The organism is Novosphingobium sp. MD-1 (assembly GCF_001014975.1).
Taxonomy (GTDB): Bacteria; Pseudomonadota; Alphaproteobacteria; order Sphingomonadales; family Sphingomonadaceae; genus Novosphingobium.
In genome coordinates this window covers 154,366-179,263 of record NZ_BBXA01000021.1, presented here as the reverse complement: position 1 = coordinate 179,263, position 24,898 = coordinate 154,366, and the positions used below count along the sequence as shown (strand labels likewise).

General features: G+C 66.7%; 20 protein-coding genes, 1 tRNA gene and 1 pseudogene. 10 read left to right on the top strand and 12 right to left on the bottom strand.

Going from position 1 to position 24,898, the window contains the following annotated elements; all coding sequences use genetic code 11:
- The 3 genes and pseudogenes from NMD1_RS07695 to NMD1_RS07685 all read right to left on the bottom strand — a co-directional run.
- A pseudogene (locus NMD1_RS07695) lies at window positions 1–210 on the bottom strand (hypothetical protein); the annotation flags it as partial.
- The gene (locus NMD1_RS07690; RefSeq protein WP_125954287.1) at window positions 207–1,601 is read right to left on the bottom strand and encodes an amidohydrolase; all 1,395 of its coding nucleotides are present in this window, start codon (window positions 1,599–1,601) and stop codon (window positions 207–209) included. The gene NMD1_RS07690 and the pseudogene NMD1_RS07695, both read right to left, overlap by 4 nt.
- 42 nt (window positions 1,602–1,643) lie before the next feature.
- Window positions 1,644–3,440, bottom strand: a complete 1,797-nt coding sequence (locus NMD1_RS07685) for a peptide MFS transporter (protein ID WP_125954286.1) — start codon at window positions 3,438–3,440, stop codon at window positions 1,644–1,646.
- A gap of 273 nt (window positions 3,441–3,713) precedes the next feature.
- Here NMD1_RS07685 and NMD1_RS07680 point away from each other — a divergent pair, with 273 nt between their 5' ends.
- From NMD1_RS07680 to NMD1_RS07650, 7 genes are all read left to right on the top strand, one after another.
- Window positions 3,714–4,073, top strand: coding sequence for a GntR family transcriptional regulator (locus tag NMD1_RS07680; protein WP_125954285.1), 360 nt, complete (start codon window positions 3,714–3,716; stop codon window positions 4,071–4,073).
- Between the two features lie 158 nt (window positions 4,074–4,231).
- Window positions 4,232–4,513, top strand: a complete 282-nt coding sequence (locus NMD1_RS07675; RefSeq protein ID WP_124810079.1) for an integration host factor subunit beta — start codon at window positions 4,232–4,234, stop codon at window positions 4,511–4,513.
- A gap of 145 nt (window positions 4,514–4,658) precedes the next feature.
- Window positions 4,659–4,743, top strand: a tRNA-Leu gene (locus NMD1_RS07670).
- Between the two features lie 168 nt (window positions 4,744–4,911).
- On the top strand, window positions 4,912–5,589 hold the full coding sequence (locus NMD1_RS07665) for a PilZ domain-containing protein (protein WP_233497422.1): 678 nt from the start codon (window positions 4,912–4,914) through the stop codon (window positions 5,587–5,589).
- Between the two features lie 103 nt (window positions 5,590–5,692).
- Complete coding sequence (locus tag NMD1_RS07660) at window positions 5,693–7,336, top strand: NAD(P)/FAD-dependent oxidoreductase (RefSeq protein ID WP_375600792.1); 1,644 nt, start codon at window positions 5,693–5,695, stop codon at window positions 7,334–7,336.
- A 58-nt stretch (window positions 7,337–7,394) separates the two neighbouring features.
- Window positions 7,395–7,808 (top strand): GtrA family protein, encoded by a 414-nt coding sequence (locus NMD1_RS07655; protein WP_125954284.1) that lies wholly within the window; start codon window positions 7,395–7,397, stop codon window positions 7,806–7,808.
- Window positions 7,805–9,649, top strand: a complete 1,845-nt coding sequence (locus NMD1_RS07650; RefSeq protein ID WP_233497420.1) for a hypothetical protein — start codon at window positions 7,805–7,807, stop codon at window positions 9,647–9,649. Before NMD1_RS07655 ends, NMD1_RS07650 begins: the two co-directional genes overlap by 4 nt.
- A gap of 49 nt (window positions 9,650–9,698) precedes the next feature.
- Here NMD1_RS07650 and NMD1_RS07645 read toward each other — a convergent pair whose 3' ends face one another.
- From NMD1_RS07645 to NMD1_RS07625, 5 genes are all read right to left on the bottom strand, one after another.
- On the bottom strand, window positions 9,699–9,941 hold the full coding sequence (locus NMD1_RS07645; RefSeq protein ID WP_124810076.1) for a hypothetical protein: 243 nt from the start codon (window positions 9,939–9,941) through the stop codon (window positions 9,699–9,701).
- A gap of 66 nt (window positions 9,942–10,007) precedes the next feature.
- A complete protein-coding gene (locus NMD1_RS07640; RefSeq protein WP_125954283.1) occupies window positions 10,008–11,483 on the bottom strand; it encodes a tetratricopeptide repeat protein in 1,476 nt (491 codons plus the stop codon).
- Between the two features lie 11 nt (window positions 11,484–11,494).
- Complete coding sequence (locus NMD1_RS07635) at window positions 11,495–12,667, bottom strand: aspartyl/asparaginyl beta-hydroxylase domain-containing protein (protein WP_158453925.1); 1,173 nt, start codon at window positions 12,665–12,667, stop codon at window positions 11,495–11,497.
- A complete protein-coding gene (locus NMD1_RS07630; protein WP_125954281.1) occupies window positions 12,664–14,715 on the bottom strand; it encodes a tetratricopeptide repeat-containing sulfotransferase family protein in 2,052 nt (683 codons plus the stop codon). The genes NMD1_RS07635 and NMD1_RS07630 overlap by 4 nt, the downstream gene beginning before the upstream one ends.
- A 103-nt stretch (window positions 14,716–14,818) precedes the next feature.
- Window positions 14,819–17,923, bottom strand: coding sequence for a TonB-dependent receptor domain-containing protein (locus NMD1_RS07625; RefSeq protein ID WP_125954280.1), 3,105 nt, complete (start codon window positions 17,921–17,923; stop codon window positions 14,819–14,821).
- 310 nt (window positions 17,924–18,233) lie between these two features.
- Between NMD1_RS07625 and NMD1_RS07620 the strand changes: the two genes are divergently transcribed.
- Entirely contained in the window at window positions 18,234–18,794 is a 561-nt protein-coding gene (locus NMD1_RS07620) for a hypothetical protein (protein WP_125954279.1), read from the top strand.
- Between the two features lie 10 nt (window positions 18,795–18,804).
- Here NMD1_RS07620 and NMD1_RS07615 read toward each other — a convergent pair whose 3' ends face one another.
- Genes NMD1_RS07615 through xseA form a run of 3 tightly spaced genes read right to left on the bottom strand, consistent with a single transcriptional unit; the run spans window position 18,805 to window position 21,511 of the window.
- On the bottom strand, window positions 18,805–19,746 hold the full coding sequence (locus NMD1_RS07615) for a M23 family metallopeptidase (RefSeq protein ID WP_125954278.1): 942 nt from the start codon (window positions 19,744–19,746) through the stop codon (window positions 18,805–18,807).
- A gap of 31 nt (window positions 19,747–19,777) precedes the next feature.
- Window positions 19,778–19,981 (bottom strand): DUF2093 domain-containing protein, encoded by a 204-nt coding sequence (locus NMD1_RS07610; protein ID WP_124810069.1) that lies wholly within the window; start codon window positions 19,979–19,981, stop codon window positions 19,778–19,780.
- Between the two features lie 27 nt (window positions 19,982–20,008).
- A complete protein-coding gene (gene xseA, locus NMD1_RS07605) occupies window positions 20,009–21,511 on the bottom strand; it encodes an exodeoxyribonuclease VII large subunit (protein ID WP_125954277.1) in 1,503 nt (500 codons plus the stop codon).
- Between xseA and purD the strand changes: the two genes are divergently transcribed.
- Entirely contained in the window at window positions 21,510–22,820 is a 1,311-nt protein-coding gene (gene purD, locus NMD1_RS07600) for a phosphoribosylamine--glycine ligase (RefSeq protein WP_125954276.1), read from the top strand. The two genes, xseA and purD, sit on opposite strands and share 2 nt — an antisense overlap.
- On the top strand, window positions 22,807–23,736 hold the full coding sequence (locus NMD1_RS07595; protein ID WP_125954275.1) for a hypothetical protein: 930 nt from the start codon (window positions 22,807–22,809) through the stop codon (window positions 23,734–23,736). The genes purD and NMD1_RS07595 overlap by 14 nt, the downstream gene beginning before the upstream one ends.
- A 9-nt stretch (window positions 23,737–23,745) precedes the next feature.
- Here the strand turns inward: NMD1_RS07595 and NMD1_RS07590 are convergent, their stop codons facing one another.
- Window positions 23,746–24,741 carry an adenosine kinase gene (locus tag NMD1_RS07590; protein ID WP_125954274.1) on the bottom strand — a complete coding sequence of 332 codons (996 nt, stop codon included), beginning with the start codon at window positions 24,739–24,741 and terminating at the stop codon, window positions 23,746–23,748.
- Between the last annotated feature and the right edge of the window lie 157 nt (window positions 24,742–24,898).

Below are 24,898 nucleotides of genomic sequence, written 5' to 3'. Positions count from 1 at the left end.
GCCGGCGCCCGCCGCCACGATCTTGCCGCCGCGCGCCACGACCACGCCGTTCTCGATCGGCGCGCTTCCGTCGCCCACCGCGACCCGCGCGTTGACGATCGCCCAATCCGCCGATGTCTGCATCCGGGCCTGCGTCTGGGCCAGTGCCGGCATGGCCACCGTCGCGGCCAGCAGCGCCACCGCGCCGCGCCTGATCCTGCGCGCGATCATTTCACGTCTCCCTCGCCGGGCAGGCCCAGTTCGAAATCGGACACCGGCCGGCGCTTGGGATCGAGCGCGTCGTACAGCAGCGCCCCATCCACCCAGACCTTTTCCGGCCGGGCATAGACCGACAGCGGATTGCCGTTCCACAGCACCACGTCACCCATCTTGCCAGCGGCGAGGCTGCCGGTCTTCGCGTCGATGCCCAGCGCCTTGGCGGGATTGAGCGTGAACCAGCGCACCACCTGCTCGTCGGGAATCGCGATGCCGATCCGCCGGCCATCGCCCTGCGCCTTGGCCGCTTCCTGATTCAGCCGCTGGATGCCGTAATCGTCGTCCGAATGGATGATCACGCAGACGCCGGCATCCTGCAGCAGCGCGGCGTTTTCGGGAATGCCGTCGAACGCTTCCATCTTGAAGCCCCACCAGTCCGCCCAGACCGCCGCGCAGATGTCGTTCTGCTTCAGCAGATCGCCGATCTTGTAGGCTTCCACCGCGTGGTGGAACGCGCTGACCTTGTAGCCGAACTCCCGGGCCATATCGATCACGAAGGCCATCTCGTCCGCGCGGTAGCAATGGTTCTGCACCAGGATCTTGCCGGCCAGCACGTCGGCCAGCGTCTCCATGCCGAGATCGCGCTCCTCCAGCTTGCCGGCATCGCGCTTGCGCTTGTATTCGGCGGCCTTGATCCACGTCTGCCGATCGACCGCGAAGTTGCCCATGCGCGTCGAGGGCATTTGCCCTTTCGCGCCATAGACCCGCTTGGGATTCTCGCCGCAGGCCATCTTCATGCCATAGGGCGCATCGGGAAACTTCATGCCCTGCACCGTGCGCGAGGGCACGTTCTTGAGCACGACCGAACGCCCGCCGATCAGGTTGGCCGATCCCGGCAGGATCTGCAGCGTGGTGACGCCGCCGTTGGCCAGCGCGCGCGAAAAGCCGGGGTCCTGCGGCCAGACGCTGTGTTCGGCCCAGACCTGCGGCGTGGTCGGGCTGGTCATCTCGTTGCCGTCCTGGTGGGCATCGACCCCGGGGCTGGGATAGACTCCCAGGTGGCTGTGAATGTCGATCACGCCCGGCGTCACGAACTTGCCCGTGCCATCGATCCGGCGATAGGTGGCCGGCACCGCCAGCGCGGCATCGCCGATCGCCTGGACCTTGCCGTCGGCGACCAGCACGGTGCCGTTGTCGATCCGCCCGCCGGCGCCGTCGAACACCGTCGCGCCGACGATGGCGACCGGCTCGCCCGGATAGGCGCGATAGGTGGAGGGGTAGGGATTTTCATTCCAGGCGGGCGCGGGCGCGGTCTTCTCGTCCTTCGATTTCGCCAGCCCGGCGCTCGTGGCCAAGGGCAACGCCAGCGCCAGGCCTGCCAGGGCGTGCCCCGCCGTTCTTCCCATTCGCCGCATCATGCGTTTCCCCACCGTTTTCCCCACTGTCCCTTATTGCACCCCGTGCATCAGTCGCTTGAGCGGCACGGCCAGCAGCAGCAGGACCACGCCGATGACAGCCGAAACTTCGCCGATGGTCTGGAACACACCGACATAGGTCTCAAGGCTGACCTTGAGATTGGTCACCTCGCCGCCCACCGTCTCGACACTGGCGAACTGCGCGACAACACCCGCAACATACTGTGCGACCGCGATGGAAAGATACCAGGTTCCCATCATCATGCCCACGATACGCGCGATCGAAAGCTTGGTGACCATCGATAGGCCCACTGGCGAAATGCACAGTTCCGCCATCGAATGGATCAGGTAGAGCCCGGCGAGCCACCACAGCCCGACCTTGAAGTTGCCATCGGCAAACTGCGCGCCCCAGACCAGGAACAGAAAACCCAGGCCCACGCCGATCAGCGCTATGCCGAACTTGACCGGGATGCCCGGTTCCAGTCCGCGCCGGGAAAGGGCGCCCCACATCATCGAGAACAGCGGCGCGAGCGCCACGATGAAGAAGGCATTGAAGAACTGCGTCTGCCCGGCGGTGATCGAGAACAGGCCGAACACGCTCATGTCAGTGTTGCGATCGGCAAACAACGTGAGCGAGGAGCCCGCCTGCTCGAACAGCGTCCAGAACACCGTGTTGAAAGTGATGAGCACCATGGCCGCAACCATCATCTGGAACTCGCGCGCATCGCCGTTGCGCCACGACCAGAACAGGATGCCGGGCACGGCGACGAGGAACGTGCCGAACATGATTTTGCCCATGATCGGCAGGCTGGCGATATAGCCCAGCAGGCCGGCGCTTTCGGGCGGCTTCACATAGGCCATGAGATTGGCGAACAGCAGATATGCCAGCGGCACCGCCGCCAGCGCGCCGATATAGACCAGGGCATCGCGCGACGGGTCGGCGTCCGCCGGCCGTTCGCCGAAGCCATCGAGCTTGCCGCCATCGAACTGGAACAGCAGCCACGCGACTCCCATGCCGGCCGCGGCAAGCGCAAAGCCCGCCCACCAGCCCAGCCCACCCCATGAGCCCATGCCGACGGCCAGCAGCGGGCACAGGATCTGCGAGAACAGCGAGCCGAGGTTGATGCCCATGTAGAAGATGGTGAAGCCGGCATCTCGCCGCAGGTCGCCCTGCGCATAGAGTTCCCCCACGATGGTGGCGATATTGGGCTTGAAGAAGCCATTGCCGACCGTGACAAGCGCTAGACCGAGGATCAGGAAGAAGGTGAAGAGCGCGGAGCGTTCGCCGCCCGGTTCGAACTTGCCGGGAGCGATGCGGCGCGCCTCGCTGCCGTCGGCGCGCAACAGCGAGATCGACTTGTCTTCGTTGCCTTTGATCTGCAGCGCCGCGCCCTGATCGCTGACATACTGCTTGCGGGCATCGCCGGTCCCGGAAACCGTTACTTCATAGCGCTGCCCATCGATCAGCGCGAAGGGCTTCGCCGCGCCGCCGCTGCTGGAGAGGCACAGCACGACATAACCCAGGCTCATCAGGATCGCGCCAAACTTGACCGAGCGCTTGGAGCCGAGAAAGCGGTCGGCCATCAAGCCGCCAATCAACGGGGTGAGATAGACCAGCGCGGTGAAGCCGCCATAGATGCCGGTCGTCGTGGTATCACTGAACAGGAAATGCTGCGCGAGATAGAGCGTCAGCAGCGCGCGCATGCCGTAGTAGCCGAACCGCTCCATCGCCTCGGTCGTGAACAGGCGGGCGAGCTGGCGGGGATGGCCGAACCAGCTGGCATCCGCCGTACCGGAAACGGGCGGCGCCGCATCGTGTGAAACTGTCATCGGGGCAATGCTCTCCACAAACCGTCGGGACGCCGGCCGCGGCGCGGCGCCGGCGTCGTCCATGGCGCGCAAACTAGCGTCAAATGCCGGCAAGAGAAGAAACTAATCGCACGCGAAACCAGTTCGACACGATCATGCGGCGCGCAACCGGCCGCCTCCGCACGCGCCGCGCGCGAACCGGTGATGCGCGACATAATATTGCGCTGGAAAAGTGCACAGAACGCCCGCCGCATACCGTTTGCGTGCCAAGCTGTATTATGCCACTAGATCACCATGAGCATGGCCAGCCGCCCCGTCTACCTCAAGTTGCGCGACCAGATCGCCGCCGCCATTATCGAAGGCCGCTACCCGGATGGGGCCATGCTGCCGTCCGTCCGCGCGTTTGCCGCCGAGCAGGGCGCCAACCCGCTGACAGTGGCCAAGGCCTACCAGCAGTTCCAGGACGAAGGGCTCGTTCATGTGCAGCGCGGGATCGGCATGTTCGTCGCTCCGGGCGCGGCGCGAATCCTGCTCGAACGCGAACGGCAGGCCTTCCTGAGCGACGAATGGCCCCACATCGCCAGCCGAATCCGGCGGTTGGGGCTGGATGCGGACGCTTTATTGCATGAAAACGCCCCTGAATCGGTCAAATAGCACCATTTCGCAACGGTTCCCTCACAATCGATAGATTGTGCAGCAACGCGCTGTCTGGCAAAATCCCCGTCCACGTCATCGATGGGGGTCGATATGACGCGGGAAAGCGGTTTCGCTTTCTTCTTGGGGATGCCGTCAGGCATCGGCGGAGGGTAGGTATGATCAGGTCTGAATTGCTGCAGGAACTGGGGCGGGAAAGCCCCGGTCTGCGTGCCGAGGAAATCGAGCGGGTCGTCGACGTGTTCTTCGACGAGATCGCCAAGCGCCTTGCCGAAGGCGGCCGGGTGGAACTGCGCGGTTTCGGCGCCTTTTCCACGCGGGAACGGGAAGCCCGCAAGGGCCGCAATCCGCGCACCGGCGAAGCGGTGGACGTGCCGGACAAGCGCGTGCCCTATTTCAAGCCCGGCAAGGAAATGCGCCAGCGCCTTAACGCGGACTGACCCGGCCGGACCGGATGAAGCATGGTCCGGCACGCGATCCAGCGGCGCCGGACCGGCTTCCAGCAAACCCGCTCCTCCCGAACATAATCGGCGGACTGCATTGCGGCGGTGGTGCCGTTGTGCCAATCGCTCCATCACCCATTCGGCGGACGTGGCGGAATGGTAGACGCAGGGGACTTAAAATCCCTTGGGCATAGCCCGTGCGGGTTCGAGTCCCGCTGTCCGCACCATTTCCGAGATATTTCATCCGCCTAGGTAATTGTGCTGATGAAATAATCTGGGATCGAACGGCGTCATGGTAACCGCCCGGAAAGACTTTGCACGCTATTGAACTCGTCGGTCAGGGCGCTTGTGCGCCCGGCGCGAATACCAACAGATAGCGTACAAGGGGACAGGGCTTGGCCCAGGAACACGATCTGCCGACGCCTCCGCGTCAGGACATGCAGACCCTGCCTGTCGGCGCCGAACTGCGCGCCGCCCCCCGCTTCACGCTGCTGATCCGCGCCGCCAAGCTGATCGCCGATGGCCGCGAGTTCCTGTGCATCATCCGCGACGCTTCGGCCACCGGCCTCAAGGTTCGCCTGTTCACGCCGCTGCCCGAGCACAAATCGCTGATGGTCGAACTGGGCAGTGGTGAACGCTACCCGATCGAAGTGGTATGGGCCGCCGACGACCACGTTGGCGTGCGCTTTGTGGAAGCCATCGACGTCGAGCGGCTGCTCCACGAGAACCAGGGCAACCACGCCAAGCGGCAGGTGCGGCTGCGCATCGCGCTTGAGGGTCTGCTTTATTCGGGCGGGGAAACGGTCCCGGTTTCGTTCGACAACATCTCGCAGCAGGGCGCGCGCATCGAAAGCGAGAAGTGGCTGCTCATCAACGAGCTGGTGCGGATCGAAACAAGCGCGCTGCCGCCGATCTACGCCAAGGTCCGCTGGCGCAATCACCCGCATTACGGCCTGCTGTTCGAGCAGACCTTCAAGCTCGATGAACTGGCGCGCATTTCCGCCACGCTGCAGCCGGCCCCGGATGCGCAGCAGGCGCCGGACAGCGGCGATTCGGCCAGCCGCGCGGGCTGAGAAATTCGCGCGGTGAACCCTCCCGTTTCGGAGGGGTCGTTAACCACCCCTTAGCCAATTTCCTTCATTTCCTGTGGCAGAGAAACCGCGTGGACGGGGAAATATGATGGTTAACGCAGGGTGCCCTTCGGTTGGTTCCAGCCAGCAATACGATGTCGACGTCGCGATCATCGGTGCCGGACCCGCCGGACTCACCGCCGGATATCTTCTTTCCAAGCAGGGCTACAGCGTGGCCGTGATCGAAAAGGACACGCGCTACGTCGGCGGCATCAGCCGCACCGTCGAACACGACGGCTATCGCTTCGATATTGGCGGGCACCGCTTCTTCTCGAAAAGCAAGCAGGTCGTCGACCTGTGGAACGAGATCCTGCCCGACGATTTCATCCAGCGCCCGCGCATGAGCCGCATCTACTACGAGGGCAAGTTCTACAGCTATCCGCTGCGTGCGTTCGAGGCGCTGTGGAACCTCGGCATCGTGCGCTCCACGCTGTGCATGGCCAGCTTCGCCAAGGCCAAGGCCTTCCCGAAAAAAATGGTCAAAAGCTTCGAGGACTGGACCACCAACCAGTTCGGCTGGAAGCTCTATTCGATCTTCTTCAAGACCTATACCGAGAAGGTCTGGGGCATGCCCTGTGACGAGATGAGCGCCGACTGGGCCGCCCAGCGCATCAAGGGCCTGTCGCTGGGCGCCGCGGTGCTTGATGGCCTCAAGCGCAGCCTGGGGCTGAACAAGCGGCCGAATGACGGCATGCAGACCAAGACCCTGCTGGAAACGTTCCGCTATCCGCGCCTCGGCCCCGGCATGATGTGGGAAGCCGCGCGCGACAAGGTGATCGCCGCCGGCAGCCATGTGCTGATGGGCCACGCGATGAAGCAGCTGGCCAGCGATGGCCAGGGTGGCTGGCGCCTTTCCGCCACCCGCGTCGACGCCGATGGCACGGTGCAGGGCGAAACGCTGATCCGCGCCTGCCATGCGATCAGTTCCGCGCCGATGCGCGAACTGGCCACGCGCCTGCATCCGCTGCCCGCCACCACGCTGGAAGCGAACCGGCTGCGCTACCGCGATTTCCTTACCGTCGCCCTCAAGATCCGTTCGGAAGACCTGTTCCCCGACAACTGGATCTACATCCACGACAGCAAGGTGAAGGTCGGCCGCATCCAGAACTTCCGTTCGTGGTCGCCCGAGATGGTGCCGGACGAAACGGTCGCCTGCGTCGGCCTCGAATACTTCTGCTTCGAAGGCGACGACCTCTGGGCCGCGTCGGACGAGGCGCTGATCGCACTGGCGACGAAGGAAATGGCCATTCTTGGCCTTGTCCGCCCCGAACAGGTCATCGGCGGCGTGGTCGTGCGCCAGGAAAAGGCCTATCCGGTCTATGACGACGAATATGCCGCCAATGTCGCCGCGATGCGGGCCGAACTGGAAGCGGCCTATCCCACGCTGCACCTTGTGGGCCGCAACGGGATGCACCGTTACAACAACCAGGATCACGCGATGATGACCGCGATGCTCACGGTCGAAAACATCATCGCCGAACGCCGTGTCTATGACATCTGGTGCGTGAACGAGGACGCCGAATACCACGAGGCGGGCGACGAAGGCGAACAGCAGGCGCTGCCCGCCGGCCGCGCGCCGCTCAGCGAGGATCAGGCCGCCGCGCTCGCATCGGTGCGCGATGTGCCGGAACGCATCCCCGCCACCGCGGAAGCACCCGTCTCGGGCAAGCCCGGCCGCCGCGCCGCCTGATCGCCCCGTCCTGACCGCCCCGTCCTGTTCGCCGCGCCCGCCTGAAGGATCGCCATCGATGACCGAGGTCGTGCTTCCGCTGTTCCATCGCCTGCGGCAGGCAACGCTGGTGCGTTACCTGCTGGCCAGCATCGGCGCGCTGGCGGTGGACATGGGATGTTTCCTGGCCCTGCTCGAAGCCGGCCTTCCCGCCATTGCGGCTTCGGCCATCGGCTATACCTTCGGCATCGCGGCGCACTGGCTGCTGTCCAGCCGCAAGGTTTTCGCGGACCAGGTGGCGATGGCTGGTCCCGCCCGCACGCGCCAAAAGGCCATGTTCGTCGTTTCCGCCCTGATCGGGCTGGGGCTGACGACGGTGATCGTCGGCGCGTTCACGGCGGTCGGGATCGATCCGCGCGTCGCCAAGGTTACCGCCATCGTCGCCAGCTTCGCCACCACGTGGCTCCTGCGCAAGCGGGTCGTCTTCCGGTGAACGGACCGGGTTTCAAAGCCGCCATCCCCGGCCGGGGCCTGTTACCGACCACGGGCGCGATCCGTGGCGGGACGACGGCCGGCGGCATATCCGGCTTCGGCTGGCCCACCGTGGTCCGCGCCGTGCTTGTATGGCTCGTGCTGTGCGTCATCCTGTTCACCGCCACGCGCACCGCGATCGCCACGATGCGCTTCGCCGATCCGGACGATGCGCTGCGGCTGCTGGAAGTGCGCGATCTGCTGGGCGGGCAAAACTGGTTCGACGTCCACCAGTATCGCGTCGCCGCGCCCGAAGGCGTGCCGATGCACTGGTCGCGGCTGGTCGATATACCGATTGCCGGCCTGATCCTGCTGCTGCGCCCGCTGGTGGGCGCCGCTGGAGCAGAGACGGTCGCACTGGTCGCCGTGCCGTTGCTGACGCTGCTCTGCGCGCTGCTGCTGATCGCGCGCCTCGCCGTGCGGCTGTTCGATCAGGAAGTGGCCGGCATCGCCTGCCTGGTCGGCGCGATCGCGAGCCCCGTGCTGTTCCAGTTCATGCCGATGCGCATCGATCACCACGGCTGGCAGATCGTGCTGGCGCTGGCGGCCTTCAACGGCCTGACCGCGCGCGATGCGGGGCGCGGGGGCACGGTGATCGGCCTCGCGCTGGCGGCGCAACTGGCGATCTCGATCGAGGGGTTGCCAGTCGCCGCGCTGTTCCTGGGCGTGTGCGCGCTGCGCGGCCTGCGCAACCCCGGCGAACGCCACGCCTGGCTGGCCCATGCCGCCACCGCGCTGGCGCTCGGCTCGATCGCCCTGTTCCTGGGCACGCGCGGCCTGCTCGACCCGATCAACCATTGCGATGCGATATCGCCGGTGCATCTCGCGGTGTTTGTCTGGGGCGCCATCGGCGCCAACGCGCTGCGCCTGGCCGCGCCGCGCCCGCTGGTGCTGCAGATCGGCGCGCTGGCGGTGATCGGCGCGGGCGCGCTCGGCCTGTTGCTGCTGGTCGCCCCGCAATGCGGCACCGGCGCGTTCGCGGAAATGGACCCTGTCGTCCGTAAATACTGGTACAGCGCGGTCAAGGAAGGCCTGCCGGTGTGGAACATGCCGCCGCTGAACGCGGTGACGATGATCTTCACCCCGCTGTTCGGCCTGCTGGCGACGGCGTGGTACTGGCGCCGCGCCTCCTCCGCGCCGGAACGGCTGCTGTGGCTTGATCTCCTGCTCGTGCTGCTGGGCGCCTATGGCGTGGGCCTGCTGGTCGCGCGCGCTTCGGGCACCGCCTGCGTCTTTGCCGCCGTGCCGGTCGCCGCGCTGGTGCGCGATGGCATCACGGCCTTGCGCACACGCGGCGTTCCCGCGCGCATCGCCGGCTACGCCGCGGCCGCCGTGGTGCTGCTGCCCGCGCTGCCCGTGTTCCTGTGGAACGCGTGGAGCCCCGCCAGCCACGACAAGCCGGACACCGCCTTCCACGTCACCCGCTGCCAATACGCGCAGGCCGCCAGGGCGCTCGACAGGCTGCCCCCGACCGACCTGTTCGCGCCGCTCGACATTGGTCCCAATCTGCTGGTCTATTCACACCACCGCGTGATCGCCACCGGCCACCACCGCGGATCGGCGGCCATGCGCGACGTGATCGATGCCTTTATCGGCACGCCCGAACAGGCGCGCGCGATCGTCCGCCGCCGCCACGCGACGATGGTCGTGCTCTGTCCCGACATCAACGAGCCGCAGTATTACGCCGACGCCGCCCCGGACGGGCTCGCCGCGCGCCTGCTGAAGGGCAAGCCGCCCGCGTGGCTGCAACCGATCGATCCCGCGCCGGGTTCGCACCTGCGGTTCTGGCGCGTGGTGGATTGATCAGAGTACGGCGCGCGGACGGTGGCTTGAAAGAAGACGCCGGCCCGGTTTAGCCGCCGCCATCCAGCCGCTGTTGCGTCTGCGACCGATCGATCAGCATCTTGTCGGACCGGCGCTGGGCTTCCCACTCGCTCTTCCGCATGCAGATACGCTTGGCTCGTATGCGCGAGCCCAGTTCCGGAACCTTCTGACACACCATCGGGTCCGTATCCGCGTCCGCGTTGGCTGGTGTGGCCGCGGCGGCTTGTGCGGTCATCGTCAGAACTGTCCCGGCAATGATGGTAAACAGCATTTCACACCCGTTCAAAATCCATCGTACCCGGCACGGGCAGCGATGAAGTGCTATGCCCCGATGATGTCACCTTTTTATGTCGAATGCCACCGTTAGCCGGTCACCGGTGAGAAAGGGGCGTGTCGAATGCCACATCTGTGACGGAAACAGCACAAGTCGGCCCGGCACCGGCTTTATCACCTTGATGGGCGAAAGACCCAGCTTCAGAGATGCGGGAGCCTCGCCGAGAACAAGGCAGCCATCGTCCTCGGGCAAGGCTTCCGGCAGCGAGACGTAGAACACGCCGCTGATCCAGCCTTGCGGATGATGGTGGCTTTCATGGAACCCGGCGTCGCGCAAGCGGACGGACCAGCTGCCGGCGAAGCGGGGATCATGGTCGCGTGATTGCGCCAGAACGGGATGGCGGGGATCGGAAGCCCCCAGCCCCCGCACGTGATCGGCGACCGCGGCGCGCACCCTTTCCCGCAAGGCCGAGATCCCGGAATCGATCCGCGCGAACAGGGGGCCGTCCGTCTGGGTGCCCTTGCGCACGGACTGGTTCATGAAGCGCCCCGCCCGCGCGTGCAGCATTTCCAGTTCGCGTTTCAGCGAATGCATCGCGGCGGCATCGCACGGCAGGTCATGCACCGTTATCAGGCCCGGCTGGCCTTCGAGCCATTCCGCCCTCGCATCGCCTGCCAGACGCCACGCGAGCGACGCGTAGGGCCAGAAGGCCTCCGCACCGGCCTTGTCCAGCCATGGTTCGATTTCCGCGCAGGCTTGCCCAACCTGCCCTGTCCGCAAGAGATGACGCGTGCGCCAGATGGCATGATCGGGTTCCGTGCCCTGCCCCAGCCGGTCGAATACGGCCGCGGCGGAGCCGTGGTCACCCAGATCGTCCAGCAGCGCCGCCCGGCGCAACAGCAAGGCGGGTGTGGCGGCACACCGGGCCAGCGCCCGATCGACCGCGCCAAGCCCCTCCGCATATCGTTCCGCGTCGGAAAGCAGGTCGATGGCAAGCACGTGCAATACTTCCGCCCGCGGGTGAACGGTCAGCGCGCGGTCGATGCTGGCCAGGGCCGAATCCGCCCGGCCGACAAGCATGGCCAGCTGGGCGAACTGGCGGTGCCCGTCCACCCAGCCGGCATTGCCCGAAAGCAAGGTGCCAAGCTCGTCGAGCGCCCGGTCGCCGTCCCCTTCCGCCAGACGCGCCGACGCGAGGCCCAGGCGCAGGTCCGGATCGGAGGGCGCAAGCGCAATCGCCTGCTCGAACAGGCGCACGGCGGGTACCCCCGCTTCCAGCGAGACATGCGCGAGCGCGTGCGCCAGCCGCGCGTCCGAGGGCGCGATGCGGCGGGCGGCCTGCAGCGCTTCCAGCGCCTCCTCGCGCCGATCGAGTTCCCGTCGCAGCAAGCCCAGAAAATGCAAAACGCGGGCATCGCGCGGATGTTCGCGCGCATAGGCTGCCAGCACAGGCTCCACCTGCGCCTCCTGCCGGTTGTCGAGCGCGCGCGATGCCAGCGCCAGAAGATCATCGGCCTCGTGCCTTGAACTGCCGCTCATCGCCTCAGCCCTCACAGATCGGAGCGCCGCGGAGCATCGACCACCTCCGTCGCGATCACGGCACTGACAGCACTTTGCTCCAGCTCGGTCAAACTGGGATGCCAGACGTCGAAGATCAGCACGACGCGCAGCCGATCCGACGGATTCATCGCTTCATGCTCGATCGTGTCGTCGAAGACGAAGGCTTCGCCTTCGCGCCAGAACCGCGTTTCCGCACCCACGCGGAACCAGCAACCGTCCGGCACGACCAGCGGCAGATGGCAGACGAGGCGCGCATTGTTCACGCCCACATGCGGGGGAATGGCCGTGTTGGGCGCCAGCAACGAAAACATCGCGTTGGGAGAAGCGCCGGCGATGTCCGGCTGCGGCAGGCGCCCCAGCAGTTCCATCGTCACGGGGCATTGGACGGCGTTTTGCGCGACAGCCTGTCCCTGGCGCAACAGATGGATAGCCGTCCAGTCCCTGTTCCGGTTCAGGGGCCGCCATTGCGCCAGCGCTTCATGGTCCTGATACTGGATGTAAGGCAGCAGTTCGGACCGTTCCGATGCCATCGTCGCCCGCATTTCCTCGCGGATTGCGTCCGTTGCCGCTTCCAGATCCGAAAGCCATGGAAAATGTTCGCGCGGATGAAACTCCCGCTCCACAAGCCCGGGATAATGGAAATGGGTCGGTTCGCTGTGGAACACCTTCGTCTTGTGCAGGATGTTGTCGCGAAACCGGTTCATCCGCCAAAGGGTATCGCCGTCGGCGGCGGTCTCTTGCGCCCGGATGGCGTTGCGCATCATGTCTTCGCGCTGCCTCAGCCATGCGTCGCGGACCTTTTCCCCGGCCGTGACGACCGGCGTCAGAGTCGCTCCCAGATCGCCGGAGGGGCGCTGGGCCAAGGCTTCGTCCCAGGCCTGCCCGCAGTGGTCATCGCCCATTTGCTCCAGCAGGCTGGCGCGCAGGACCAGCGCCAAGAAATCCAGGGGCGCGAGCGCCAGCGCCTGCTGGACGGCGTCCAGCGCACGGCGCGGCTGACGCATGGCCCGGCGCAAACCGGCCAGTTGCAGCCAATGCGCTGGTGCCCCCCCGCCACCGGACAACGCTTGCTCCAGCACGCCGGCCCCGCCAGGCAGATCGCCCTGCCGGACAAGCGCATCGGCTTGCGCCAGAAGCCCGGGGTCCGGCGCAGCAGGCATCATGCGGATGCCGTCTCCGCCGAGGCCGGCCATTCGGGAACGCGCCCGTCGTCCAGCGAATAGCCGAACCGGTCGACCCACGGCCGGATCGTATCGAAGATCGGAGCCAGATGCCGCTCGTAACGCTTCCAGCGCCCCGCTGAGCGCTGGTACACCGGTTCGACCACTTGCGCATAACTGGCGGTCGACACCATGCCCCGCGCGCGCGCGGCCTCGCGGTGGTCGAGCCCCTCTTCCGGCCAGGCCAGGCCCAGCCAGTCGAACAGCGGACGCAGTTCGCGCGCCGTATCCTCTACCAGCCGTTCGTAAACCACCGTCCGCACAGGCAGGTCGAACAGCGCAAGCGTCCTTTCCCAGTGCGAGAAGGTGAGGTCATAGAGGCTGGCGGCATCCCGCAGATCGAGAAAGCTCGACATCGCGTTGTTGGTTCGGAAGTTCGTGAGGAAGCAGCTCAACAGCACATCGCACGGGTGGCGCATTGCAAGCACGAACCGCGCCTCGGGAAAAAGCCGGTGGATCGCCGCCGCCTGATTGGTATGGAGCGGCTGCTTGTCGACGATGACCATGCCCGGCGTCAGCCTGGTATGCGCGGCAACGCGTTCGAAGTAGCGCGCGCGCGCCGCCGCCAGTACCGCGGCGTCCGCCTGCGCCATACCGGCAAGCCCGCCCAGTTCCTGCTCGATTTCCACAATGAAGGGCTGCTCTTCCAGCACCACTGTCGTGGGGTCGGTCATCAGCATCGTATCAAGCAGCGTGGTGCCGGAACGCGGGAATCCGCCAAGGAAGATCGGCGCGGGATAATCACCGGGCTCGGGATCGAACGGCGTCCAGGTGCGGACCCAATCCGCCGTCACGATCGCCGTGTTGGCGGCAACGCCGCCGCGGTATTTCGCCGCACGGCCGGTGGGATCGCTGGGATCGTCGCGCCAGAAGGCGTTCATTGCCTCGAACGCCTCGAACGCCTCGTCATAACGGCCCAGGCGGTCCAGCATCAGCCCGCGCAAATGCTCGCGCCAGGCACCGGAAACGACATCGCCGGCGCGCTCCAGCGCAACCAGCGCATCGTCGTTGCGGCCCGCGCGCTTCAGGCGCAGCGCGTCGATGAAATCGATGGGCGGACCGTCGATCCCCACCGCGATCGCGCGCGCGCGTAGCGGTTCCAGATCGGCCTCGCGATTGACGCGCTCGTATACCGAGGCAAGCCCTACATAAGCCGGGGCGTGTCCGTTATCGATCGCTATGGACGTTTCGTAGGCGCGTTCCGCATCCTCGTAGCGATTGATCCGGGCGGCCTCCAGCCCGAATTCGCTTTGCAGCGCCGCATCCTGCGGCGCACGACCGGCGGCATCGCGCAAGGCCTCGAACGCGGCGGTGTCATATCCGGCGCGCCGATAGAGGCCGTGCAGCGCCAGCAGCGGCGCGGGATCCTCAGGCACCGCCAGCGCGGCATCCCGCAACAGGGTTTCAGCCTCGTTGACCTCGCCCACCTCCATCAACGAATTGCCCAGGTTTACCCGTATCGGCTGGGAATCCGGCGCAAGAGCCAGCGCCTTTTTCAACGCCGCCGTCGCCGCGTGATGATCACCGACGTCGGACAGCGCATTGCCGAGGTTGTTCCAGGTGCTCCAGTCTTCGGGCTGTTCGGCGACGACGATCCTGTACAGCTCGATCGCGCGCGGCGCATCGCCGGCTTCCTGGGCAAGCGCGCCACCCAGACGCGCAAGCCGCAGCGAGCGATCGGCCCGCGCGGATTGAGCATCGCACAACTGCAGCGTTTCCGCGGTCCGGCCGGTACGGAAAAGGCATTCCGCAAGGTTTGCGCGTGCCGCGATATCATCCGGCCGCGCGCGCAACGCCGCGGTCAGATAGTCCGCCGCCCGTGCATATTGGCCACGGTGCATTTCGACGGCGCCGGCCAATCCCGCCAGAACCGGGTCTCCCGCATGGGCAACCCACGCGGATGCCGCCAGCGTAGCCGCGGCATCGAGGCGCCCCGCCCGCGCGTGCGCCGCGATCTGCTGCAATGTCTGGGGCGAAGCGGAAACTGCCATCAATCAAATCCTGCCGTCTTCAGGACACGCTGTCCATAAACGTAAAAAAGGTGGCGGCTTCCCGATGGAAGCCGCCACCCTCATCATTCGGATCGGAAACCGATCAGAAGTCCAGCGTGATGCCGGTGTAGATGTAGCGTCCGAGCGAGTCGTACACGCCCGGATAGGTGTTGCCGTTGCAGTACGTACCGCTGCAGGCGCTGGCGCCGAACGCACCCGAGCCCGAGGTAACCAGCGGCGGCTCCTTGTCGAACAGGTTCGTCGCACCCAGGCGCCACGTGTAGTGGTTGCCGATACGGGCGGTGAGCGACAGATCGAAGTAGCTCTGCGAACCGATATGCGAGTTGAAGTTGTAGTAGTTGCTGTTCAACGACGCGCTCGGGTTCTTGTACTCGACGTCGACGCCGCCGTAGAAGCGCCACTGGCCCGACAGCGTGATGCCGTTCGGCATCGCCCAGGTGAGGCGCGCCTTGTGGCGCCACTTGGGCTGCGGCACGCCGCAGGTCGGTCCATAGTAGCCCGCGCAATCATACAGCGCGGTGAGCCCGTTATCGACCTTGTAGCTCGTCAGCGCGGTGCCCACGAGGCTGGCCGAAACGCGACCCATCTTGCCCACTTCAAGCGCGTAGTTGAAGTTGAAGTCCCAGCCCTTGGTCTGAACGCCACCGATGTTGGTCGGCAGGTTCTGGACGAAGCCGTCCGAGGTCAGCCACAGCGAACCCGCGGCGTTGCGGTGGATAAGGCCGCAAGCAAACGCGTTCACGTCGTTGACGCACGAAGCCAGGATGGCGTCCGAACCGAAGCCCTGGATCGCGTCCTTCACCTTGATGTCATAGTAATCGACGCTCAGCGAAAGGTTGCGCACCCAGTGCGGCTGAATGACCACACCGGCCGTCTTCGTGGTGGCGATTTCCGGACGCAGGTTCGGGTTGCCGCCGATGAAGCCGTTGTACTGCGCCGCCGGGTTGGCGGTGACGCGCTGGCCAACGCGCAGGCCCTGCAGAAGGCAACCCACGTCGGCAGCGGTCAGCACCTTGCCCGCGCAAGGATCGGTCACGCCGTCAAGCGCCACGATCTGCGGACCGAACAGCTCCTGGATGTTCGGAGCGCGAACCGCGCGGTTGTAGGCGCCACGGAAGCGAATGTCCGAAATCGGTGCGAAGTCGACACCAAACTTGTAGGTGTTGGTGTTGTACTTGTTCCCGTTCGACACCGAGTAGTGCGAATAACGGTAACCGGCGCTCAGGCTCAAGTTGTAGAAGAAGCTGTCCTGAACCAGCGGAACTTCCGCTTCGGTGAAGAACTCGGACACCTTGTAGGAACCCGAAACCGGCAGCGTCGGCGCGCCCTGACCGGTGAGATCGCCGGTGCTGAAGGCGTTGTCGGTCTTCAGATCCAACGATTCCTTGCGGTATTCGGCACCGAGAACGATGCTCACACCCTGCGAAGCCCACGGCGCCTTGATGTTGTACTTGCCAAGATCGCCCGAGATATAGCCGCTGGCAACCTGTTCGGACGTGTAGCCCGACTGGAAGCCGGTGGAGCTGACGTAGTTGATCGACGCGGCCGACGGCGTGCCCGAGAACACGTTGTAGGGGACGCAGTTCGGATCGGCGCCAGTCTGCGCCGCACGGCAGACCGCCGTACCGCCAGGCCCGGCAACCGCGTCAAGTGCGCTGACGAGACGCGAGGTCGAGAACTCGTTGCTGTAGACCTGCGTATAGTTGGTGCGACCGTACTGGTAGTACACGTCATAGGACCACGCTTCGCCAAGATCACCCTTGGTGCCGATGACGCCACGGAACGACGTGTGGGTCAGGTCGTTGATGCGCGGACCGCCTTCGACGTTACGACGCAGAAGCTGGAAGAATCCCTTGTTGTAGGTCGCGCCCGTGGTCGGATCGATATAGTTGACCGCTCCGGGAGGCGTGGTGCCGTACACCGACTGATAGCTGGTCGCGGTCAGCGGATAGGTGCCGACGTTGCCAACGATCAGGTTGTCCTGCGCGCAGATGACAGAACGCTGCTGCGCGCTCATCAGCGGGTTGTCGCAGTTGATCGTCAGGGTGTTGCCGAAATCGCCCGACGGCGCGATCTGCGCCACGGTGCGGTCGTTCATGAACATGAATTCCATGTACGGATGAATCGACTGGTTGATTTCGTAGTCGGCGAAGACGCCGGCCGTGTAACGCTCGTCAGGGCGCTGGAAGTAGTTCAGCGGCGCGAAGTTGTACCGGTTGGCAGCGCCCGGCGTGACCGTGCCGTTGCCCAGCGACGCCAGGGTCGAGGTCAGGCCGCTGCCCGTGTCGGCGAAAAGAATCGCGTTGTTCGAGGTTGCCGAACCGCCGCACTGCAGGGGCGCAGCTGGATTCAGACGCGTCGGGTTGGTCAGGCGCGCACCGGTGTTCTGAATGGTGCACGCGCTGTAGTCGCGGTTGGCCTGGAGAACGGGGTTGACCTTGCGGTAGCCGAAGTAGGCCGTCATGTGGCCCTGATCGTCACCGAACTTGGTGCCGAAGGAAACCGTCGCGTCGAATTGCTGGCCATCGGCCGCATTGCCCTTGGGATCAGGGAAGTTGCGGGCGCCCAGCAGCGGCGAGATCAGCTGGTTGCCGTTGCTGTGCTGGTAGAGGCCGTAGTTCGTGTCGACGCGGAAGCCTTCGAAATCCGTATCGATGATGAAGTTGACGACGCCCGAAACAGCATCGGCACCGTAGGTGGACGAAGCACCGCCGGTCAGCACGTCGACGCGCTTCACCAGCGACGACGGAATGTTGTTAAGGTCGGCGGCCGAGCTGCGCGCGTTCGGATCGCCCGGCATGAGGCGGCGGCCGTTCACCAGCACCAGGGTGCGCGACGGCCCGAGGCCGCGAAGGTCGACCGTGGCGGTGCCGGTGGCGCCGTTCGAGAGAGTCGACGACTGCGAAGCGAACACCTGCGGCAGCGAGTTCAGCAGGTCTTCGGTCTTGGTCGTGCCGAGCGCCTTGAATTCATCCTGCGAAACCGCCGTGATCGGCGCGACGGAGGTGAGGTTGGGCGAAGCAATGCGCGAACCGGTGACGACGATCGGCTGGGCAGCCGCCGTATCATCCGCTCCGGCTTGCGGAGTGCCAGCTGCGACGTCCTGCGCCAGCGCCGGCGCGGCCACAAGCGCAAGGCTCAAGGCGGTCGGCGCAACGCCGGCCTTCAGCATCGAAAATGTTTTCATTCGGTTCAGCCCCTTAAACAAGGTTGACGGAACGTCGATCACGTCCGTCGCGTTTCAAAGCCGGTACCCCGAGCGTATCCCCACAGTGATCGCCCAAATTCACGGCCAGATGGTGCATGCGTGGCGCAACAGGCATGGCGAAGTAAAGCCAAGTGGCCGTTCAGTGTTTCAAATCTGTACCCGATGTAACCATTCTGCAACACCCCCTCACAGCATATATTGTTATATATCAGTATCTTATGATAATATGATTGCACAACGCAGCCGTGCGCTTCACGGTGGGCGCTCCACGGATCGGGGTTTGCAATCCATGCCGCTTTCATCAAGGCTCGCCCTGGCAGCGGCCACGGTCGCGCTTTTCGCTTGTCCGATTTCGCCCGTCACGGCCCGCGACGGAAAGCCCTCCGAAAGTGCGAAACCGGCAGCTTTCCAGCAATTGATGGACTGCCGCACGATAGAGGACAGCGCGAACAGGCTCGCCTGCTTTGACCGGCAGGTCGCGATTCTGCAGCAGGCGGAACAGACCAAGGAAATCGTGGTCGCCGACAAGAACGCGATCCAGGAGGCCAAGCGAGGCCTTTTCGGTTTCACGGCGCCGGTGGGGCGGTTGTTCGGACTTGGTGGCAGCGCTGATTCGCCTGAAGACGAACTCAAGCGCATCGATACGGAAGTCTCTTCGGTCAGCTATGGGCGCGGTGGCGTTCTCAGAATCGCCTTCGTCGAAGGCGGGGCCTGGGAACAGACCGACACCCGCAACTTCGCCATTTCCCCCCGTGCCGGTCAGAAAGCCTACATTCTGAAAGGTGCGCTCGGCAGCTTCTTTGTCAGCGTGAATGGCCAGCCGGGTATCCGGATGCGCCGGGTCCAGTAGTCCCCGAGGATCAGCGCGCGCCGCCCCCCGCCACGAACAGCAGCGGATCGAGCCGGCGGTCCTTCCACTTGATGCTCCAGTGAAGGTGCGGCCCCGTGGCGCGGCCGGTCATGCCGACGAGGCCTAGCACCTGTCCCTGACGCACCACGTCGCCCTGTTTCACCAGCAGACGGGCGCTGTGGAGGAAGGCGCTGTTGAGGCCCATGCCGTGATCGATCATCAGCAGGTTGCCTTCCAGCGTGAACGGCGCCTGCGCCGCGAGAATCACCACGCCATCGGCCGGGGCGACAAAGGGCACGCCGCCGCCCGGCGCGATGTCCAATCCGGAATGGTAGGCGCCCGGTTCTCCGCGATAGATGCGCTGCGAGCCGAACCGCCCGGAAATCCGCCCGCGCACCGGCCAGATGAAATCCTGCGTCCACCCTTGCGCGCCCGTGTCCATCGCGCGCGCGGTGTTGATCTGCGCCAGCTCCAGCGGCCGACGACGCTCGAACTCGGCGCTGGGCGCGGCGCCGGGCCGCTTGCCCACCGCGACATGCTCGATCTGCCAGGCGCGCGGCGCGATTGCCAGAGGCGCGGAAACCTGCCGGCCATCCGCCAGCGTCGCCGAAAGAACAGCGGATGCGCCGGCATCGCGATCGAACGCCGCCAGAAAGCGGCCGTCCGGCGAGAAGGCCAGCGGCTGCCCGTCCAGCGTGAGCGCGCGCGTTCCACGTGGAACGCTGCCCCGCAGCCAGCCGCCCTGCGTCAGTTCGCCGGCCAGCGTGAAGCCGTTGAGCATGAGACTGTTCGCGGCGGACCTGGCCGGTCCGACCGAAGCCGGAGGAGGAACGGCGGAAGTCGCGGGGAGGAGGGATGCGCGATCCTGCGCGTCGGCACCCCCGCAGACCGCAAGCGCACCAAGCGTACCCACGCCAGCCAGCGCGCGCAGCCGCGCGATTGCCCGCGCCATTACCCGCAAACGCCGCATTGGATGCGCCGTCTCAGCCCTCGCCCAGCAAGCGGCGCGTGGCGATTTCGGGCGTGGCATAGGCTTCCTGGCGCTCGACGCTCCAGTAGCGCAGCACGTCGAGCGGGATCTGTTCGCCGCTGACGGCGCAGACCACATGATCGCCAGCCGAAAGCTGGCGGAAACCGTTGGGCAGGAAGTGCAGGCGCGCGGCGCGTCCGGAAGGTGACATCAGCATGGCCATGATCCTACCCCCATGCCGCCGTCAAAGCAATTTGGGCTGGTTGCCCGTGTCGGTGGCCGGGCGCGCCCGTGCGGCAGCCCGTCCGGCGGGAGGGGACTGCGGCGCCGGAGACGGCGGAGCGGCAGGCCCGTCGCCCGTCGCCACATCCAGCACGCCGTCCACGAATTGCAAGCGCAGCACGGGCTCGCCCGCCGCCGCCGCGCGCGTCTTGACGAGGTGGCCGGCCGCGTCCGTCACCAGCACATAGCCACGGCGCAGCGGCGCTTTCGGGTCCAGCTGGAGCCGCAGCCGCTCCAGCGCGTCGACGCGGCCGCTCGCCACCTCGATCCGATGCAGCAGGCGTTCCGGCGCGAAGCGGAGCACGGCCAGCCGTTCGCGCTCGCGATCGAGCCGGCGGGTGAGCAACGCGGGGCGCAAGGCCCCGGCGTGACGGGCAAGCGCGGCCCCCGCCAGTTCGGTGCGGTGCCCCAGCGCGCGGCGCAGGCGCTCGCCCAGATCGTCGAGCCGCTGCGCCTGCCCCTGCAACAGCCCCTGCGGCGGCGGCAGGCGCCCGCCGCGCTGTTCCAGCCGTTCGCGCGCATGGGCGAGCAGGCGCACCGTGGCGCGCCGCCGCCGCGCGTCGAGATCGGCGATGAGCGCGGCCAGCTCGCCATGCACCGGCACCGCCAGCTCGGCGGCGGCGGTGGGCGTGGGCGCGCGCAGGTCGGCCGCAAAATCGGCCAGCGTGGTATCCGTCTCGTGCCCCACCGCGCTGATGACGGGGATGGTCGAGCCGGCGATGGCGCGCACCACCTCTTCCTCGTTGAAGCTCCACAGATCCTCGATCGAGCCGCCCCCGCGCGCGACGATCACCAGATCGGGGCGCGGCACCGGCCCGCCCGGCTCCAGCGCCGAAAAGCCGCGCACCGCCGCCGCGACCTGCTGCGCCGCGCCCTGCCCCTGCACCAGCACCGGCCAGACCACGACGCGGCTGGGGAAACGATCGCGCAGGCGGTGGAGGATGTCGCGGATCACCGCGCCGGTGGGCGAGGTCACCACGCCGATCACACGCGGCAGATAGGGCAGGGGCCGCTTGCGGCGCGGATCGAACAGCCCTTCCGCTTCCAGCCGCGCCTTGAGCTTCGCCAGCAGCGCCAGCAACGCGCCTTCGCCGGCAATCTCCATCCGGTCGATCACGATCTGGTAGTTCGACCGGCCCGGATAGGTCGTCAGCTTGCCGGTGGCGATCACTTCCACGCCGTCTTCGGGCAGGAACGACAGCCGCTGCGCGTTGCCGCGCCACATCACGCCGTCGAGCCGCGCGTTCTCGTCCTTCAGGGCACAATAGAGGTGGCCCGATGCCGCGCGCTTCACCCCCGAAAGCTCGCCGCGCACGCGCACGAAGCCGAAGCGGTCCTCCACCGTGCGCTTCAATTGCGCGGAAATCTCGGACACCGAAAGCGCGGCGGCGTTGTCGCCCGGCGTTTCCCTCGCTAACAGCCCGCCGGACGGATCGGCGTCATGAGGCGAAGAAGGGAAAGCCATGAATATCCTGCTGCTGGGTGGGGGTGGTCGCGAACATGCGCTCGCGTGGAAACTGGCCCAATCGCCGCGTCTGGGCAAGCTCTATGCGGCGCCGGGCAATCCCGGCATCGCCGAATACGCCGAACTGGCCGCGCTCGACCTGACCGATCACGCGGCCGTGATCGCCTTTTGCGAGGCGCGGGACATCGGCCTGGTCGTGGTCGGCCCCGAAGCGCCGCTGGTCGATGGCCTGGCCGACAGCCTGCGCGGCGCCGGCTTCTCCGTCTTCGGCCCGAGCAAGGCGGCGGCGCAGCTCGAAGGATCGAAGGGCTTCACCAAGGATCTCTGCACGCGCGCCAACATCCCCACGGCGGGATACGTCCGCGCCGGATCGCGCGAGGATGCGCTGGCGGCGCTGGCCCGTTTCTCCGTGCCGGTGGTGATCAAGGCCGATGGCCTGGCCGCCGGCAAGGGCGTGGTCATTGCCGAATCCGTGGCGGATGCCGAAGCGGCGATCGCCGACATGTTCGACGGCGGCTTCGGCGAGGCCGGCGCCGAAGTGGTGATCGAGGAATTCCTGGAGGGCGAGGAGGCCAGCTTCTTCGCGCTGACCGACGGCGCCACGATCGTTCCCTTCGGCTCGGCGCAGGACCACAAGCGCGTGGGCGATGGCGATACCGGCCCCAACACCGGCGGCATGGGCGCTTACAGCCCGGCGCGGGTGCTGACCCCGGCGCTGGAAGCGCAGGCGCTGACCGAGATCATCGCGCCCACGGTCAAGGCCATGGCGGACGAGGGCATGCCCTATTCGGGCGTGCTCTACGCCGGGCTGATGCTGACCAAGCAGGGGCCGAAGCTGATCGAATACAACTGCCGCTTCGGCGATCCGGAATGCCAGGTGCTGATGATGCGGCTGGAAACCGATCTGGTCGATCTGCTGTCCGCCTGCGCCGACAGCCGGCTGGCCGCGCTGGAACCGCCGCGCTTTTCCGCCGACGTGGCGATGACGGTGGTGATGGCCGCCGCGGGCTATCCGGGCACGCCGAAGAAGGGCGGTACGATCGACGGGCTGGCGCAAGCCGAGGCCGATGGCGCGCGCGTGTTCCATGCCGGCACCGCGTTGAACCCCGATGGCGCGCTGGTGGCGAATGGCGGGCGCGTGCTCAACGTCACCGCGCGGGGGCCTTCGGTGCGCGCGGCGCGCGATGCGGCCTACGCGGCAGTGGATCGCGTGGTCTTTCCCGACGGCTTCTGCCGTCGCGATATCGGCGGCAAGGAAATCGCGCGCGAGATTGAACGCCAGAGCGGGGAGGGGAATGCGCAAGGCTGACGCGCTTCTCGCAGCGCTGATCCTGCCGGTATCGACGCTGGCGGCTGGCGCGCACGCCGCCACGGCCGATGCCGCGTTTGTCGGGCACTACTACCTGTCTGGCGTCATGGAGACAGGTTCGGAGCTGCTGCTGCGGCCCGATGGCACGTTTGCGTGGTACATATCCTATGGCGCGGTGGATCAGAGCGCAGAGGGCACCTGGCTTCGCGATGGCGATGCCGTGGTGCTGACCGCCAGCCAGCCGGACCGGTCCGCCCCGCTGTTCGCGCTCGCCGGCGTGGACGCCTGGGATGCCGACGCGGAAAGCCGCCTGCTTGGCCGCCAGCACGACGATGCCACGGCCGCGTGGGAGGAACGGTGCGGCAGCGCGGCGGAGGCGGTGACGGCGGTGGTGGCCCCGCTTGTCGATGACGCCCCCGCTACCGCCCCGGTCGAAGCGTCTCCGCCCATGGCCGATCCGACGCCCGCCCCCACCCGCTTGCCCGGCTGCGCACCATCAGACGCGCCGGCCGAACCCGCCGATGCGACCACCCTGCCGCCCGATCGCTGGCAGGGCGGCATCGGCATCGCGGTCTTTGCCGAGCAGAACGGCGAGCGCATGGGCGTGAGCAGGGTAACGGCCACGCTGACTTACGCGGACGGCGCCGTGGCGAAGGCCGCAACACGCCGGGGATGGGCCTTTCTGCCGCGCAAGGCGGGGTCGCGCGCGATCCGGCTGGACCTTTCCGCCGGGTTTGCCGAGGGCCGCGCCGCGAGCCTGCCCCTGCCCCCGACCGAACAGGGCGTGATCCGCATCGCGCTCGACGCGCGCCAGGTGATCCCGCCCGCTTTCACCACGCTGCGCCTGCGAATCGACGGGAAGGCGCTGCTTCCCGAAGCCTTCGGGCGCGGCCGCTATACCCGGCCGAGCGAATAGCCCGGCTATTCAGCCCATCCGCGCCGCGACCAGTGCCTTGAGGTCCGCTTCGGGCCGCGCACCGTAGTGCGAGATCACTTCGGCGGCGCAGATCGCGCCCAGCCGCAGGCAATCCTCCAGCGAGCGCCCGCGCACGTGGCCGAACAGGAAGCCGGCGGCGAACAGGTCGCCCGCGCCGGTAGTGTCCACGACCTGCTCGATCGGTTCGGCGGGAACATGGGCCTGCTCGCCACCACTCACCGCGTGCGCGCCCTGTTCGCTGCGCGTGACCACCACGGTCGGCACCTTCGCCGCGAGCGAAGCGATGCCTTCGTGGAAATCCGCGATGCCGGTCAGCGCCGCCAGCTCGTGTTCGTTGGCGAAGAGGATGTCGATCTGGCCCGCTTCGATCAGCGCGCGGAAATCGTCGCCATGGCGCGCGATCACGAACGCGTCGGACAGCGTGAAGGCCACCTTGCGCCCGGCCGTGCGCGCGGCGGCGATGGCGCGGCGCATGGCCTTGCGCGGCTCTTCCGGGTCCCACAGATAGCCTTCGAGATAGAGCACCGCGGCATCGGCGATCACCGTTTCGTCCAGCGCTTCGGCGGGCAGGAACTGCGACGCGCCAAGGAACGTGTTCATCGTGCGCTGGCCATCGGGCGTCACGAAGATCAGGCAGCGCGCGGTCGGCGGCTCGCTTTCGCGCGCGGGCGTGGCGAAGGCGATCCCGCCGGCGCGGATGTCGTGCGCGAACACCTCGCCCAGCTGGTCCTGCGCCACCTGGCCGATGAAGCCGCACGTCGCGCCCAGCGCCGCCAGCCCGGCCAGCGTGTTCGCCGCCGAACCGCCCGAAATCTCGCGCGCCGGCCCCATCGCGTCATAGAGTTCGCGCGCGCGATCGGCATCGACCAGCGTCATCCCGCCCTTGGCGAGGCCCAGCCGCGCGATATCCGCATCCTGCGCGGGGGCCATGACATCGACGATGGCATTGCCGATGGCGATAACGTCGGTAGCGGGAGCGGTCATCCGCAAGCTCCATGAATGAGGGGCCGATCGGGGAACGGCAGGCGGCGCGGCCCTAGCGGGCTGTTTGCCGCGCCGCAAGTGCGCTGACCCGGCGACCACGGCGGACGAGCGGTTCCGTCTCCCGGTTGACAGCCGCGCGCCGCCGGGCGATCCGGCA